The sequence below is a fragment of the Streptomyces sp. NBC_01268 genome (assembly GCF_036240795.1).
Classification (GTDB): domain Bacteria; phylum Actinomycetota; class Actinomycetes; order Streptomycetales; family Streptomycetaceae; genus Streptomyces.
Genome location: NZ_CP108454.1, coordinates 3,321,447 through 3,337,543, shown reverse-complemented (window position 1 = coordinate 3,337,543; position 16,097 = coordinate 3,321,447). Strand labels below are relative to the sequence as shown.

Here is a 16,097-nt window from a genome sequence, read left to right as displayed (position 1 = left end):
CGAATGCCGCTACGTTCACCGGCATCTCAGCAGCCACGCGAAAGGCAGTCCGTATGCGCTCCGGGAACGGACGACACCGCAGACCCCGCCAGGCCCCCGCTCTCGTCGTCGCGGCGGGCGTCACCGGCTCGGCCATGGCCCTGCCGTTGCTCGCCACCGGCTCCGCCTCCGCGGCGGACGCCCCGACCTGGGACCGGGTCGCCGAATGCGAGTCGGGCGGCGCGTGGAGCGCCAACTTCGGCAACGGACTCTACGGCGGTCTCCAGTTCACCCAGGAGAGCTGGGAGCGGCACGGCGGCCTGGCGTACGCGCCGAGCCCCGACCTCGCCAGCCGGGCGCAGCAGATCGCCATCGCCGACAAGGCGCTCGCCGCGGGCGACACCCAGTGGGCCACCTGTGCGCCGATCGCCGGTCTGAAGAACGACGGCAAGAAGCCCGCTGTCTCCCCGGGGCCCGCCGTCAAGCCCAAGGCGTCCACGGGCCCGGTCGCCGAGTCCAACCGGACCGACGGTCAGCCGGCCGGCTCCGGGACGACCGCCACGACCCCGGCCACCCCCGTGACGCCGGCCACGCCGTCGGGCGGCGCCACGACCCCGCCCGTGACCCCGGCCACCCCCGACGGCTCCGCGACGCCGAGCACGCCGGTCACGCCCGGCACGCCGGACACCTCCGGCACGCCCGGCACGCCCGGCACGCCCGGCACGACGGACCCGGCTGCTCCCGGCACGGGCAAGCACCGCGGTGACGCTGCGCCGGAGGATTCGGGCAACTCGGACACCGCGCCCGAATCCGGGCGTCATGCGGCCCCGACTGACGGGTCGACGGGCGAGGGCGCCGACGGCGCGGAGTCGACGGAGAGCGCGGTCACCGGGGAGAAGTCGGACAACTCGGGCAAGGCTGACGAATACACCGTCAAGCCGGGTGACAGCCTGTCGGACATTGCGCAGGAGAACGCGCTGCCCGGCGGCTGGGCCGCCCTCTATGACGCCAACAAGAACACGGTCGGTGCGGACCCGGACCTCATCATCCCTGGTCAGAGCCTTGAGTTGAAGGCCGAATCCACCGTCGCGGCGGAGTAGTTCGCTGCTGAATGTCCGTTATGAGTAAGTGAGACATGGGTCTCTCTTGCCGAACTGGCGTGTCACGTCCGCAAAGTTTGCTCGCGTCGCCCCTCACCTGCGCAAACACCCCACTCGGGGGAGCAAGTAGGGGCGATATTTCCGGGTTGATGGTCTTTGAACTTCCACCGGGTCTATGTCTACGGTCGTGACCGCTCGCCACCGCGGGCCCCGTCGACCGGTACGCCGAATCCTGCCGCCGACCGACGGGAAGTCGTCGCGCAAGCGCCGAAGGCAGGAGCGGGGGACCCAAGGTAAGTGCCGGCCCCGGCCGTTGAGACAGACGGCCGACGATCGGCTTGGGGTGAAGCCGCGTGCAAGGACACGCGGCCGGACAACTCATCAGGTCCGAACCCGACAGCTCACCTCGTAGGCGTCGGTGAGGAGAATTCCCATGCTGTTTTCCGGTAACAAGGGCAAACACCGTCGTCCCTCCAAGGCCACCCGCGTCGCCACGCTCGTCGGCGTCACCGGTGTCGCCGTCGCCGCCCCGCTGATGGCCGCGGGCACCGCCTCGGCCGCCACCGCCTCCGAGTGGGACGCCGTCGCCGCGTGCGAGTCCGGCGGCAACTGGTCCATCAACACCGGCAACGGCTACTACGGCGGCCTTCAGTTCTCGGCCTCCACCTGGGCCGCGTACGGCGGCACCGCCTACGCCGCGACCGCCAACCAGGCGTCGAAGTCGCAGCAGATCGCCATCGCCGAGAAGGTCCTGGCCGGCCAGGGCAAGGGTGCGTGGCCGAGCTGTGGCGTGGGTCTCTCCAGCGCCTCCTACGACGGCGGCTCCGCCTCGTCGAGCTCCTCCAGCTCGTCGAGCTCCAGCTCCTCCTCGTCCTCCTCTTCCTCCTCGTCGTCGTCGAAGCGCTCCACCGAGCAGCCGACGACCCGCAGCGAGCAGCGCCAGGCGCCGAAGACCACGTCGAAGAAGACCGTCTCGAAGAAGACGGTCACCACTCCGACCGGCAAGAAGGTGAAGAAGGGCGACGGCGAGTACAAGGTCGTCGCCGGCGACACCCTCAGCAAGATCGCCCAGGCGCACGGCGTCAAGGGCGGCTGGGCCAAGCTGTTCGAGCTGAACAAGGACGTCGTCGAGAACGCCGACCTGATCTACCCGGGCCAGCAGCTCCACCTCAAGTGAGCCTGACGACCCACCCGCGGTGACCACCCCGGTCCGGAGCGCCCTTCCCCCGTGCGCTCCGGACCGGGGTTTCCCCGTTCAGACCCCTACCGATCAGTAGTCATGGGTCTTTCGTCCTCAGATGCGTGCCCTTGGGTCCTTTTTCGTCCCAGGGGGCGGGCGTCCGGCCGGCTGGAGCCCCAGAGCCGGTTAGGCTCATGTCGCAAGGCGAACGAGACCTTGCCGCATGCGTCACACCCAGCGTCACATCCCAGAAGGAGATGCTCGTGCCGTCCATCGACGTCGTCGTAGCCCGGGAAATCCTGGACTCCCGAGGCAACCCCACGGTCGAGGTCGAGGTCGGCCTCGACGACGGCAGCACCGGTCGTGCTGCCGTGCCGTCCGGTGCCTCCACCGGTGCGTTCGAGGCCCTTGAGCTCCGCGACGGTGACCCCAACCGTTACCAGGGCAAGGGTGTCGAGAAGGCCGTCCTCGCGGTCATCGAGCAGATCGGCCCGGAGCTCGTCGGCTACGACGCCACCGAGCAGCGTCTGATCGACCAGGCGATGTTCGACCTGGACGCCACCCCGGACAAGTCCTCGCTCGGCGCCAACGCCATCCTCGGCGTCTCCCTCGCCGTCGCGCACGCCGCCTCCGAGGCCTCGGACCTGCCGCTCTTCCGCTACCTCGGCGGCCCGAACGCGCACCTGCTGCCCGTTCCGATGATGAACATCCTGAACGGCGGCTCGCACGCCGACTCCAACGTGGACATCCAGGAGTTCATGATCGCGCCGATCGGCGCGGAGTCCTTCTCCGAGGCCCTGCGCTGGGGCACCGAGGTCTACCACACCCTCAAGAAGGTGCTGAAGGAGAAGGGCCTGTCCACCGGCCTCGGCGACGAGGGCGGCTTCGCCCCGAACCTGGACTCCAACCGCGCCGCGCTCGACCTCATCCTCGAGGCCATCAAGCAGGCCGGCTACGTCCCGGGCAAGGACATCGCGCTCGCGCTCGACTGCGCCGCCTCCGAGTTCTACAAGGACGGCACGTACGAGTTCGAGGGCAAGTCCCGCTCGGCCGCCGAGATGACCGAGTACTACGAGGAGCTCGTCTCCGCGTACCCGCTGGTCTCCATCGAGGACCCGCTGTTCGAGGACGACTGGGCCGGCTGGAAGGTCATCACCGACAAGCTGGGCAGCAAGGTGCAGCTGGTCGGCGACGACCTGTTCGTCACCAACCCCGAGCGCCTCGCCCGCGGCATCGAGGAGGGCTCCGCGAACGCCCTCCTGGTCAAGGTCAACCAGATCGGCTCGCTGACCGAGACCCTCGACGCCGTCGAGCTGGCCCAGCGCAGCGGCTTCAAGTGCATGATGTCGCACCGCTCCGGCGAGACCGAGGACGTCACCATCGCCGACCTGGCCGTCGCCACCAACTGCGGCCAGATCAAGACCGGCGCCCCGGCCCGCTCCGAGCGCGTCGCCAAGTACAACCAGCTGCTGCGCATCGAGGAGATCCTCGACGACGCCGCGGTGTACGCCGGCCGCAGCGCCTTCCCGCGCTTCAAGGGCTGACACCTGCTCTGATCCGTACGTCCCCGCACTCGGTCCCGTACCGTGTGCGGGGACGTGCGTGTGAAGAGGGCCGGCAGCGACAGGGGAGGCGTACGACATGGCCGTGAAGGACCGGGACCGGTTCTCGACCGCGACCCGGATCAGGCTGCTCGGCGAGCAGACCGCCGCCCGTGTCTACCGCTCCCAGACCCGCCGGCAGGCCCGCCGCTCCCGCCTCACCGGCCGCGCGGCCTTCCTCGCGCTGGTCGTGTGCTCGCTGGTGGTGGCGCTCGCCTACCCGATGCGGCAGTACGTCTCCCAGCAGGGCGAGATCGCCGACCAGCAGCGCAAGTCCGCCGAGGCGGCGCAGCGGGTCGAGGAACTGCGGGACGAGAAGGCCCGCCTCCAGGATCCCGCCTACGTGCGCCGGCTCGCCCGCGAGCACCTGCACTACCTGATGCCCGGTGAGACCGGCTTCACCGTGAACGACCCGGACGCGGAGCACCGGCCCCGCACCGACCAGGGTGCGACGGACCGCCCCTGGTACGACAACCTGTGGGACGGCGTGGACAACGCCGACCGCCACTGACCAACCCCAGGATCCACCATGGAAACGCCTCCTCCGCAGACCGAACGCACCGAGCCGACCGACGCGGACATCGCGGCGTTCGAGGACCAGCTCGGCCGGCCGCCCCGCGGCCTGCGTGCCATCGCGCACCGCTGCCCGTGCGGCAACCCGGACGTCGTCGAGACCGCTCCCCGGCTCCCCGACGGCACCCCGTTCCCCACCACGTACTACCTGACCTGCCCCCGGGCGGCCTCGGCCATCGGCACCCTGGAGGCCAACGGGGTCATGAAGGAGATGCAGGCCCGGCTCGCCACCGACCCGGAGCTCGCCGCGGCCTACCGGGCCGCGCACGAGGACTACATCGCGCGCCGCGACGCCATCGAGGTCCTGGAGGGCTTCCCGAGCGCCGGCGGCATGCCGGACCGGGTCAAGTGCCTGCACGTGCTCGTCGGCCACTCGCTCGCCGCCGGCCCGGGCGTGAACCCGTTCGGCGACGAGGCCCTCGCGATGCTGCCCGAGTGGTGGGCGAAGGGCCCGTGCGTGACGCCGTGCGCCGACGCGAAGGAGTCCGCCGAGTGACCCGGGTCGCCGGAATCGACTGCGGTACCAACTCCATCCGCCTGCTCGTCGCCGACGTGCACCCGGAGACGGGTGAGCTGATCGAGCTCGACCGGCGGATGACGATCGTCCGGCTCGGCCAGGGCGTCGACCGGACCGGCCGGCTCGCGCCCGAGGCGCTGGAGCGGACCTTCGCGGCCTGCCGGGAGTACGCGGCCGTCATCGAGGAGTTCGGGGTGGGCGCCGACCGGCTGCGCTTCGTCGCCACCTCCGCCTCCCGCGACGCCGAGAACCGCGCCGACTTCGTGAACGGGGTCGTGGCGATCCTGGGCGTCGAGCCCGAGGTCATCACCGGCGACCAGGAGGCCGAGTTCTCCTTCACCGGTGCCACCGGCGAGCTGCACGGCGCCGACCGGCGCCTGGTGGTGGACATCGGCGGCGGCTCCACCGAGTTCGTCGTCGGCAACCGGCACGTCGAGGCGGCCCGCTCGGTCGACATCGGCTGCGTCCGCCTCACCGAGCGGCATGTGCGGCACGACCCGCCGGCCGCGGAGGAGATCGCCGCGATCCGCGCCGACGTGCGGGCCGCGCTGGACCTGGCCGCCGAGACCGTGCCGATCGGCGAGGCCGAGACCCTGGTGGGCCTGGCCGGCTCGGTGACCACCGTCGCCGCCGTCGCGCTCGGGCTCCCGGAGTACGACTCCACGAAGATCCACCACGCGCGGATCTCCCGCGCGCAGGTCGACGAGGTGGTGGCCCGGCTGCTCTCCTCCACCCACGACGAGCGGGCCGCGATCCCGGTGATCCACCCCGGCCGGGTCGACGTGATCGTCGCCGGAGCGCTGGTCCTCGCCGAGATCATGGAGCGCACCGGAGCCGCCGAGGTGGTCGTCAGCGAGCACGACATCCTCGATGGGATCGCGCTATCCGTCGCATAGCGGGTGCCTATGAGGCCTGACAGGGCCCCCTGGACGACGCTCCGTCGGGAAAGTTCGTGAAGTTCTTCACAAGAGAAAGGGCCCTGATGGCGTCCGAGGAGGGCCTTTGGTCCCTTCGAGGGGCTTCTCAGGGCCCTTTCGCAGGCGCGGAGGCCACTTCGCTCGATGTTTCCTTCGTGTGAACGCACCCCGTGGTTCTGCGTTGCGTAAGGCTCTCCGGGCCAGTTCACAGGGGGTGAACAACGTCCACGGGCACCCCCTGGTTCCTTTGCTGGACCATGACCTGGGTCACGTGGGCGGCGGAGTGTAGCAGAGGACCCCGACAACCTTGTGAAGGGGCGCACGAGCAACCCCCCTGGGAGGGGTGGATACTCGGATGCATGAGCACCACGGAGCGTCCCAGGATCCTCGTAGTAGGCGGCGGGTACGTAGGCCTGTACGCAGCTCGGCGCATCCTCAAGAAGATGCGCTACGCGGAGGCGACCGTCACGGTCGTCGACCCGCGGTCGTACATGACCTACCAGCCCTTCCTCCCCGAAGCCGCCGCCGGCAGCATCTCGCCGCGCCACGTCGTCGTCCCGCTGCGACGCGTCGTGCGCGGAGCCGAGGTGCTCACCGGCCGGGTCACCACCATCGACCAGGACCGCAAGGTCGCCACGATCTCGCCGCTCGTCGGCGAGGCGTACGAGCTGCCGTTCGACTACCTGGTCATTGCGATGGGTGCCGTCTCCCGCACCTTCCCGATCCCCGGTCTCGCCGAGCAGGGCATCGGCATGAAGGGCATCGAGGAGGCCATCGGCCTGCGCAACCACGTCCTCGAGCAGCTCGACAAGGCCGACTCGACGACCGATGAGGAGGTCCGCCGCAAGGCGCTGACCTTCGTCTTCGTGGGCGGCGGCTTCGCCGGCGCGGAGACCATCGGCGAGGTCGAGGACATGGCCCGCGACGCGTCGAAGTACTACCAGAACGTGAAGCGCGAGGACATGCGCTTCATCCTGGTCGACGCCGCCGACAAGATCCTTCCCGAGGTCGGCCCGAAGCTGGGCCAGTACGGCAAGGAGCACCTCGAGGGCCGCGGCATCGAGATCTACCTCCAGACCTCGATGGACTCCTGCGTCGACGGCCACGTCGTGCTGAAGAACGGCCTCGAGGTCGACTCCAACACGATCGTGTGGACCGCCGGTGTGAAGCCGAACCCGGCGCTCTCCCGCTTCGGTCTGCCGCTCGGCCCCCGTGGCCACGTGGACTGCAACGAGAAGCTCCAGGTCAACGGCCTCGACTACGTGTGGGCCGCGGGCGACAACGCCCAGGTCCCGGACCTGGCCGCGATCAAGGCCGGCGTCCCGGCCGAGCGCGCCTGGTGCCCGCCGAACGCCCAGCACGCGCTGCGCCAGGCCAAGGTCCTCGGCGACAACGTGGTGTCCGGCATGCGGGGCTTCCCGCAGAAGGAGTACGCGCACTCCAACAAGGGCGCCGTCGCGGGTCTCGGCCTGCACAAGGGCGTCGCGATGATCGTCATGGGCAAGATGAAGATCAAGCTCAAGGGCCGTCTCGCCTGGTACATGCACCGTGGCTACCACGGCATGGCGATGCCGACCTGGAACCGCAAGATCCGCATCTTCGCCGACTGGACCCTGGGCATGTTCCTCAAGCGTGAGGTCGTCTCCCTGGGCGCCATGGAGACCCCGCGCGAGGAGTTCTACGAGGCGGCGAAGCCCGCCCCGGCGCCGGCCGCCCCGGCGCAGGAGAAGGCCAAGGCCTGATCCCTCCAGCAACACCCGAAAGGGCCGTCCGCCATCCGTGGTGCGGACGGCCCTTTCGCGTGCGCGGGTGGACCACGAACGCACCCCCGCGCACCGCCCTTCGCGTGTTTTTCCGGACTCGTTGCCCTCGAACGGGAGTGGAACGCCTACCGACGGTGTTCCCTTGGTGACAAGCATTTCTGGGGCACGAGATCACGGAGGTGTTTCATCATGGCCGACGCCGCGTCGCGGCTGACCGCCCTCGCCGAGGACGTGCTGGGAGCTCCGCTCCCCGTGCGGCTGCGGGCCTGGGACGGCAGCGAAGCAGGTCCCGCGGACGGCCCGGTACTGATCATCCGCGAGCGCCGGGCCCTGCGCCGGCTGCTGTGGAAGCCGGGGGAGCTCGGCCTCGCCAGGGCATGGGTGGCGGGGGAGATCGACGTCGAGGGGGACCTCTACACGGTCCTCGACCGGCTCGCGGGGTTCCTGTGGGAGCGCGGCGAGGAGTCGCGCGGCCTCCTGGAGACCGCGCGCGACCCGAAGGTGCGGGCCGCCGCCCGCGCCCTCCTGAAGCTGGCCGGCCCCCTCCCGCCGCCGAAGCCTCCCCTGGAGGAGATGCGCGGGCGCAGCGGGGTGCGGCACACCAGGCGCCGGGACAAGCAGGCGATCAGTCACCACTACGACGTGGGCAACGAGTTCTACGAGCTGGTGCTGGGCCCGTCGATGGTCTATTCGTGCGCCTACTGGGCCCCCGACGGCACCGGCGGCACCGAAGGTTCCGGCGGCACCCTCGAGGACGCCCAGCGGGACAAGCTGGACCTGATCGCTCGCAAGCTGCGCCTGAGGGAGGGCGACCGGCTGCTGGACGTCGGCTGCGGCTGGGGCTCCATGGCGATCCACGCGGCCCGTGAGTACGGCGCCCGGGTGGTCGGCGTCACCCTCTCCCGGGAGCAGGCCGCGTTCGCGCGCAAGCGGATCGCGGAGGAGGGGCTGACCGACCGGATCGAGATCCGGGTGCAGGACTACCGGGACGTCACGGACGGCCCGTTCGACGCGATCTCGTCGATCGGCATGGCCGAGCACGTGGGCACGGTGAAGTACCGGGAGTACGCGGACGCGCTGTACGGGCTGCTGAAGCCCGGCGGGCGGCTGCTGAACCACCAGATCTCGCGCCGCCCGGAGCCGGACGAGGAGGCGTACGAGGTGGACGCGTTCATCGACGCGTACGTCTTCCCGGACGGCGAACTGGCGCCGATGGGGCGCACCCTGACGACCCTGGAGGACGCGGGCTTCGAGGTGCGGGACGTGGAGGCGATCCGCGAGCACTACGCGCTGACGCTGCGCAGCTGGGTGGCGAACCTGGAGGCCGGGTGGGACCGGGCGGTGCGGCTGACCTCGCCGGGCCGGGCGCGGATCTGGCGCCTGTACATGGCGGCCTCGGCGGTCTCCTTCGAGCGCAACCGCATCGGGGTCAACCAGTTCCTGGCGGTGCGCACGCCGGGCTCGGGCGCGTCGGGCGTGGCGCTGCGGCCGAGGGTGTGGAGCGAGTCCCGGGAGTCCTGGGAGTCCCGGGAGGCCCAAGGGCGCTGATACGTTCGGACCTTCGGGTTCCGGAAGGCGGGGTGCCGGTTCGGATCGGCACCCCGTTCCTTTCGGGTCCGGATTGTCATGTATATGTCGCCTCGCGCCTCAGGGGGAATCTTGCGCCGTCCCGTCCGTCTCGTCCTCACCCTGGCCGCCGCCGTCGGCCTGCTCGCGGCCTCCCCGGCCCCGGCCGGTGCCGACACCACCGCCGTCACCACCACGGCCACCTTCAACGACCCGTCCGGCGACGCCGCCGCCCAGGACCGGGTCCGCGACCACATCATCGGCCTCATCGACCAGACCCCGGCGGGCGCCACCATCACCGCCGGGCTCTACACCTTCACCGACGACACCGTCACCGACGCCCTCGGCGCCGCCAAGAACCGCGGCGTGAACGTCAGGGTCGTCGTCGACAACACCTCCGTCACCATGACCGGCGGCGAGTACACCCGGCTCGTCGCCCGCCTCGGCACCGACCGTGCCCAGGGCTCCTGGGTCTTCGCCTGCCCCGCCGGACGCGGCTGCATCGGCTCCCGCCAGCTGCCCGGCGACCCCGACGGTGCCATCAACCACAACAAGTTCTGGCTGTTCTCGAACACCGGCGGCGCGAACGACGTCGTCGTGCAGACCTCCGCCAACATGACGGGCGTCCAGCGCACCGACCTCTTCAACAACGCCGTCACCATCGTCGACACCGGTCTCTACGGCATCTACCAGGACTACTTCGCCGACCTGCTCGCCTACGGCACCTCCGCGACCGGGCTCAGCCACTACTACAAGACCCCGGCCAGCGGCCCGTACAAGGCGTACTTCTTCCCGCGCAAGGAGGCCGCCGGCACCACGTACGACAACGACGCCTCCACCGACACCGTCAAGCTGATCCTCGACAACGTCAGCTGCACCGGCGGCACCCAGATCCGGATGGCCGCCAACCTCTTCACCCGCGACGAGGTCGCCACCAAGCTGGTCGCCCTGAAGAACGCCGGCTGCTCCGTGATCCTCGCCCACGACGGCGCCCCCGGCTCCATGGGCGCCGGCGTCGAGTCGATCGTCTCGGGCAAGCTCACCCAGCGCGTCGAGTGCTACGAGGACCGGGGCACCGGCGTCGCCAAGGCGGGCCTGCACTCCAAGTACCTGCTGATCGAGGGCACGTACGACGGCGTGGCCGGCAGGAAGCTCGTGTGGACCGGCAGCCACAACTACACCTACCCGGCGCTGCGGGCCAACGACGAGACCCTGCTGAAGATCGACGACCCGGCGCTCTACGCCCAGTTCAAGGCCAACCACCAGTACCTCATGACGTACTGCGCGGGCAGCTGACCCACAGGCACCGGGAACGCCGGAAGGGCCGGTCCCCCCGAGCGGGGGACCGGCCCTTCCGGCCGTCCGTGTCGGTGCTACTCGGCCTTGATCGCGGAGAGCATGTTCAGCTTCGCCGCGCTGCGGGCCGGCCACAGGGAGGCCAGCACGCCGACCAGTCCGGCCAGGAGCAGGAAGATCCCGATCCGGCCCCACGGCAGCACCAGCGCGTAGTCCGGCAGGCTGTTCTTCAGCGTCTCGCCGATCGCCCAGCCGAGGAACGAGCCGAGGCCGATGCCGACGACCGCGCCGAACAGCGAGATGACCACGGCCTCCAGGCGCACCATCCGCTTCACCCGGCGCCGGTCGAGACCGATCGCCCGCAGCATGCCGATCTCCTGCTGGCGCTCGAAGACCGACATGGCCAGCGTGTTGACGACACCGAGCACCGCGATGATCAGGGCCATCGCCAGCAGGCCGTACATGATGTTCAGCATCATGTTGATGACGCCGCCGAACGAGTCGCGGATGTCCTTCTGGTCCATGACCGTCATGGCCGGGTTGTCGCCCATCGCCTTCATCAGGGCCTTCTCGGCCGAGTCGGAGGCGCCGCCGTCCATCTTCACGAGGATCTGCGGGATGTACGGCTTGGGGTCGTGCGCGTTGAGGATCTTCGCGTCCAGGACGAGCGGCGAGACGAACTCGCTGCCCTCGTAGACCGCGCCGACCGTCAGCGAGCCCTTCTTCTTGTCCGAGAACTCGACCGGCAGGGTCGAGCCGACCTTCCAGCCCTTCTTCTCGGCGGTCTTCTCCTCGACGGCGACCTTGCCCTGGGCGAGCGAGCCCAGCGAGCCGTCGACGACCTTCAGGTTGAGGACCTTCTCGATGTCGCCCGGGGTGACGCCGGAGACGGACTTGAAGTCGCCCTTCACCTGGAGGTAGCCGGCCTGCTGCGGCGAGACGGCGGTCAGGCCCGGGGTCTTGCGGACGGCGTCCAGCGCGGCCTGGTTGAGGCCGTCACCGCTCGCCATGGAGATCATGTAGTCGGCCTTGACCTGGTCGGTCGTCATCCGGTCCACGGCCGAGCCGACCGTGGCGCCGAGCACCGAGAGGCCGGTCACCAGGGTGAGACCGATGGCGAGCGCGGAGGCCGTGGCGCCGGTGCGGCGCGGGTTGCGGACCGCGTTCTGACCGGCCAGCGAACCGGCCACGCCGAAGGGCTTCAGGAACGGGCGGGCCAGCGCGATCACCGGGCGGGACAGCAGCGGGATCAGCACGATTACGCCGATGAGCGAGAGGAACGCGCCGCCGGCGATCAGCATCCGGCCGTCGTCGCCGCCCTTGCCGGCGCCGGCGACGATCGAGACCGCACCCAGGGCGGTGACGATCGCACCGATGGTGTTGCGCACGACCAGCGACTTGGTGGAGGCCACCGCGTGGACGCTGCTCATGGCGGCGACCGGCGGGATCTTCGCGGCACGGCGGCCGGGCAGCCAGGCGGCCAGCATGGTGATCAGGATGCCGACGGCGAGCGCCGAGACCAGCGGGGTGGTGCCGACGACGAGTTCGCCGTCCGGGATCTTCAGGCCGAAGCCGGCCATGCCGGCCCGCAGGGCCACGGCGAGCCCGATGCCGAGGACGAAGCCGACCACGGAGGCGACCAGGCCGACCACACCGGCCTCCGCGAGCACGGAGCGGGTGATCTGCTTGCGCGAGGCGCCGACGGCGCGCATCAGCGCGAGTTCCTTGGTGCGCTGGGCGACCAGCATCGTGAAGGTGTTGGAGATCAGGAAGATGCCGACGAAGAGCGCGATGCCGGCGAAGCCGAGCAGCATCTGGTTGAGCGCGCCCAGGCCCTGCTCGATGTCCTTGGCCTGCTGGTCGGCGAGGGCCTGGCCGGTCTGGGCCTCGGCGGTGTCGCCGACGACCTTCTCGACCTCGGAGAGGATCTTCGCGGAGTCCGCGCCGGGCTTGCCGGTGACCGTGATGTCGAGGAAGTGGCCGGGCTTGAGGTACAGCTTCTGGGCGGTGGCCGTGTCGAAGACGACGAGGCTGCCGCCGGCGTTCACCGCGCCGTCCTCGGTGGTGAAGACACCGGAGAGCGTGTACGTCTCGACCGGGCCGTTGGTGGCCACCCGGACCTGGTCGCCGACCTGGTAGCCGCCCTTGTCGGCGGTCTCCTTGTCGAGCGCGATCTGGTCGTCCTCGACCGGTCCCTCACCGCTGGTGAAGGCGTAGGCCGGGTCCTTGCCGTCCTGGCCGGGGGCGAAGTTGGTGCCCTTGTTGGACCAGCCGACGCCGATCAGCTTGCCGTTCTTGTCCGGCACGCCGGCGAAGCCGTTGACCCGGCCCGTCGCCTTGGCGACGCCGTCCAGCCCGGCGATCTTCTGCCGGGTCTGCTCGGAGAGGCCCGGCGTCTGGTTCGGGTCCTGCTGGTTGGGGGCGGCGCTGACGGCGACGGCGACGTCGTCATAGCTCTTGGCCGACTGGTTGCGGAAGGCGTTGGAGAGGGTGTCGGTGAAGACGAGGGTGCCGGAGACGAAGGCCACGCCGAGCATCACGGCGAGGACGGTCATCAGCAGCCTGGCCTTGTGCGCGAGCACATTGCGCAGGGCGGTACGGAACATGGGTGGGGTCCTGAACGGAAGCTGGGACGGAGGACGGGGTGCGGCGGGGCCGCGTCAGCTCGTGCGGCCCTTGGCGTCGAAGGCCTTCATCCGGTCGAGCACGCCGTCCGCCGTGGGGTGGAGCATCTCGTCGACGATCCGGCCGTCGGCCAGGAAGATCACGCGGTCCGCGTAGGAGGCGGCGACCGGGTCGTGGGTGACCATCACCACGGTCTGGCCGAGCTCGCGCACCGAGTTGCGCAGGAAGCCCAGGACCTCGGCGCCGGAGCGCGAGTCCAGGTTTCCGGTCGGCTCGTCACCGAAGATGATCTCGGGCTTGGAGGCCAGCGCGCGGGCCACGGCCACGCGCTGCTGCTGGCCGCCGGAGAGCTGCGCGGGACGGTGGCTGAGCCGGCCGGAGAGGCCGATCATGTCGATGACCGTCTGCACCCACTGCTTGTCGGGCTTGCGGCCGGCGATGTCCATCGGCAGCGTGATGTTCTCCAGCGCGGTCAGCGTCGGCAGCAGGTTGAACGCCTGGAAGATGAATCCGATCTTGTCCCGGCGCAGCTGGGTGAGCTGCTTGTCCTTCAGGGAGCCGAGCTCGGTCTCGCCGATCCGCACGGAGCCGGAGCTGAAGGCGTCCAGGCCCGCGACGCAGTGCATCAGGGTCGACTTGCCGGAGCCGGACGGGCCCATGATCGCGGTGAACTCGCCCTGCCGGAAGTCCACGCTGACGCGGTCGAGGGCGACCACCTGGGTCTCGCCGTGTCCGTAGACCTTGGAGAGGTCGGTGGCGCGGGCGGCCACCGCGGTCGAGCGGGGCACGGTGGGGGTGGTGGTCACGACGGCGACTCCTGTCACTGCGACTGTTCGGGAACCACTCCATCGTTTCGAACGTTCAGGGCCGGGGCGTCCGTCCACGTGCCCGTTCCGGGGGCAGCCTGGAGTCGGACCGAGGGGCCGGGTCCTCCTCCTGAGGTATGACGGCGACCCTGATCTTGACGGACTACCGACGGACCGTCGGCGAGTTTTCGTCAATCCGGCACGCCGCTCTTTGCGGCCGCGACCCCCGCCGCCCTTCGTAGAAGGGCCCTCACCTGCACTGACACACCCTCAGGTGTCAATAAAATAAGACAACATCGGGAGACTGTTCCGCTGAACGAGCGACCTGCCCCGATAGGCTCATGTGCCAACGCGGAGCTTCGCGACCCGCCCGGATGGTGGAATGCAGACACGGCGAGCTTAAACCTCGCTGGCCTTCAGGCCGTACCGGTTCGAATCCGGTTCCGGGCACAGCTCCTCTTCTTCTTGCCTCCCGACCCCCACTCCTCGGCTTCCCTTCACCGAAAGATCCTCCCCGAGCACTAGGGAGTTTCTTTTGCTTCCCTATTACTCTTGAGGGGACGCCGCGCAGTGCGGCCATGGAGGAGTGAGATGAGGAGCAGCAACCCGGTCTTCTCGCGACGGGGGTTCAGCCGCGACAACGGCTACGCCGGCTTCAACGCGCAGCAGCCGCAGGCCGGGGGCCCCGCCGTCGGAACCAACCCCTACGCCACCGGCAACCCGTACGCCGAGGGTGCGACGAACCCGTACGCGACCAACCCGTACGCGCCGCAGGACACCGTCCCCGGCGCGCCGCAGCAGGTCCGCGGCAACGTGATGACGATCGACGACGTGGTGAGCCGCACGGCCATCACGCTCGGTACGGTCGTGCTCACCGCCGTCCTGTCCTGGCTGCTGCTGCCGGTCGACCCGGCGAACCTGGCCAAGTCCTACGGCATCGCCATCGGCGCCGCCCTGGTGGCGCTGGTCCTGTCGCTGGTCCAGTCGTTCAAGCGCAAGCCCGTGCCGGCCCTGATCCTCGGTTACGCGGCCTTCGAGGGCGTCTTCCTCGGTGTGCTGTCCGCCGCCGTCTCGACGTACATCGCCGACGGCGTCGTCATCCAGGCCGTGCTCGGCACCATGGCGGTCTTCGCCGGCGTGCTGATCGCGTACAAGATGCGCTGGATCCGCGTCACCCGCCGTTTCTACGGCTTCGTGATGGCCGCCGCGATGGGCTTCATGCTCCTCATGGTGGTCAACCTGCTGTTCGCCGTCTTCGCCGGCGGTGACGGCCTCGGCTTCCGCAGCGGCGGCCTCGGCATCCTGTTCGGTGTCATCGGCATCGTCCTCGGTGCCTGCTTCCTCGCCCTGGACTTCAAGCAGGTCGAGGACGGCATCACGTACGGCGCTCCGCGCGAGGAGTCCTGGCTGGCCGCCTTCGGCCTCACCATGACCCTGGTGTGGATCTACCTGGAGGCGCTGCGTCTGCTGTCGATCCTCCAGGGCGACGACTGACGCACCCCCTGACACGGGGGAAGGGCCCGTCCGGCATCCGCCGGGCGGGCCCTTCCGCGTTTCCGCGACGACAGGCCCTAGTCCACGTACGCGTCGAGCAGCACCCTGGCCGCGTCCTTGGCCTGCGCGGCGGGCTCGGAGGTGCCGTTGATGCCGGCGACGGCCATGGCGCCGTTGGCGAGCAGGGCCAGCTGGTCGGCGAGGGCGGGCGGGGCGTTCATCGCGGTGGTCTGCTCGGCGAAGTAGTCCCGCAGGGCCTGCTTGTGGCCGCGGGCGATCTCGGCGATGTCCGGGGAGATGCCGCCCATCTCGCCGAAGGTGTTGATGAAGGCGCAGCCGCGGAAGCCGGGGTCGGCGAACCACTCGCCGAGGTAGTCGAAGACCGCGAGGCTGCGCCCGTACGGGGTGGTGGCGTGGGTGGCGCCGTGGGCGGCGATCGCCTCGCGGACGGCGCCGTCGCGGCGCTTGAGGACCGCCCAGACCAGATGGTCCTTGGAGGGGAAGAGCTGGTACAGGCGCTTGAGCGAGACGCCCGAGGCGCCGCGGATGGCGTCCATGCCGACGCCCTGCACCCCCCGCTCGTCGAACAGCGTCTCGGCCGTCTCCAGGAGCTTCAGCTCGGCGGTCTCCGCGTCCATCCCGATCACTCCTCCGTCATGCGCCCGCGCGGGCGCCCCCGT

General features: G+C 70.1%; 13 protein-coding genes, 1 tRNA gene and 1 riboswitch. Of the genes, 11 read left to right on the top strand and 3 right to left on the bottom strand.

What is annotated here, in order from left to right; all coding sequences use genetic code 11:
* Positions 1-53 precede the first annotated feature (53 nt).
* The 9 genes from OG309_RS14710 to OG309_RS14670 all read left to right on the top strand — a co-directional run bounded on the left by OG309_RS14710 (position 54) and on the right by OG309_RS14670 (position 10,492).
* On the top strand, positions 54-1,079 hold the full coding sequence (locus OG309_RS14710) for a transglycosylase family protein (protein ID WP_329421150.1): 1,026 nt from the start codon (positions 54-56) through the stop codon (positions 1,077-1,079).
* Between the two features lie 255 nt (positions 1,080-1,334).
* Positions 1,335-1,509, top strand: a riboswitch (cyclic di-AMP (ydaO/yuaA leader).
* 3 nt (positions 1,510-1,512) lie between these two features.
* Positions 1,513-2,256 (top strand): transglycosylase family protein, encoded by a 744-nt coding sequence (locus tag OG309_RS14705; protein WP_329421149.1) that lies wholly within the window; start codon positions 1,513-1,515, stop codon positions 2,254-2,256.
* Between the two features lie 260 nt (positions 2,257-2,516).
* Complete coding sequence (gene eno, locus OG309_RS14700) at positions 2,517-3,803, top strand: phosphopyruvate hydratase (protein ID WP_329421147.1); 1,287 nt, start codon at positions 2,517-2,519, stop codon at positions 3,801-3,803.
* 97 nt (positions 3,804-3,900) lie between these two features.
* On the top strand, positions 3,901-4,371 hold the full coding sequence (locus tag OG309_RS14695; protein ID WP_329421145.1) for an FtsB family cell division protein: 471 nt from the start codon (positions 3,901-3,903) through the stop codon (positions 4,369-4,371).
* An 18-nt stretch (positions 4,372-4,389) separates the two neighbouring features.
* Complete coding sequence (locus tag OG309_RS14690; protein ID WP_329421144.1) at positions 4,390-4,929, top strand: DUF501 domain-containing protein; 540 nt, start codon at positions 4,390-4,392, stop codon at positions 4,927-4,929.
* Positions 4,926-5,846, top strand: coding sequence for a Ppx/GppA phosphatase family protein (locus tag OG309_RS14685; protein ID WP_329421142.1), 921 nt, complete (start codon positions 4,926-4,928; stop codon positions 5,844-5,846). The genes OG309_RS14690 and OG309_RS14685 overlap by 4 nt, the downstream gene beginning before the upstream one ends.
* 380 nt (positions 5,847-6,226) lie before the next feature.
* Positions 6,227-7,609 carry an NAD(P)/FAD-dependent oxidoreductase gene (locus OG309_RS14680; protein ID WP_329421141.1) on the top strand — a complete coding sequence of 461 codons (1,383 nt, stop codon included), beginning with the start codon at positions 6,227-6,229 and terminating at the stop codon, positions 7,607-7,609.
* 210 nt (positions 7,610-7,819) lie between these two features.
* Positions 7,820-9,178, top strand: a complete 1,359-nt coding sequence (locus tag OG309_RS14675) for a cyclopropane-fatty-acyl-phospholipid synthase family protein (RefSeq protein ID WP_329421140.1) — start codon at positions 7,820-7,822, stop codon at positions 9,176-9,178.
* 111 nt (positions 9,179-9,289) lie between these two features.
* On the top strand, positions 9,290-10,492 hold the full coding sequence (locus tag OG309_RS14670) for a phospholipase D-like domain-containing protein (protein ID WP_329421138.1): 1,203 nt from the start codon (positions 9,290-9,292) through the stop codon (positions 10,490-10,492).
* Between the two features lie 77 nt (positions 10,493-10,569).
* On the opposite strand, the gene OG309_RS14665 is transcribed toward OG309_RS14670, so the two are convergent.
* Positions 10,570-13,098 (bottom strand): ABC transporter permease, encoded by a 2,529-nt coding sequence (locus tag OG309_RS14665; RefSeq protein ID WP_329421136.1) that lies wholly within the window; start codon positions 13,096-13,098, stop codon positions 10,570-10,572.
* A gap of 54 nt (positions 13,099-13,152) precedes the next feature.
* Positions 13,153-13,923, bottom strand: a complete 771-nt coding sequence (locus OG309_RS14660; protein WP_329421134.1) for an ABC transporter ATP-binding protein — start codon at positions 13,921-13,923, stop codon at positions 13,153-13,155.
* Between the two features lie 368 nt (positions 13,924-14,291).
* Between OG309_RS14660 and OG309_RS14655 the strand changes: the two genes are divergently transcribed.
* Both OG309_RS14655 and OG309_RS14650 read left to right on the top strand, forming a co-directional pair.
* Positions 14,292-14,373, top strand: a tRNA-Leu gene (locus OG309_RS14655).
* A gap of 141 nt (positions 14,374-14,514) precedes the next feature.
* Complete coding sequence (locus tag OG309_RS14650) at positions 14,515-15,417, top strand: Bax inhibitor-1/YccA family protein (RefSeq protein WP_329421132.1); 903 nt, start codon at positions 14,515-14,517, stop codon at positions 15,415-15,417.
* Positions 15,418-15,494: 77 nt separating this feature from the next.
* On the opposite strand, the gene OG309_RS14645 is transcribed toward OG309_RS14650, so the two are convergent.
* Complete coding sequence (locus OG309_RS14645) at positions 15,495-16,055, bottom strand: TetR/AcrR family transcriptional regulator (RefSeq protein WP_329421131.1); 561 nt, start codon at positions 16,053-16,055, stop codon at positions 15,495-15,497.
* Positions 16,056-16,097: the final 42 nt, after the last annotated feature.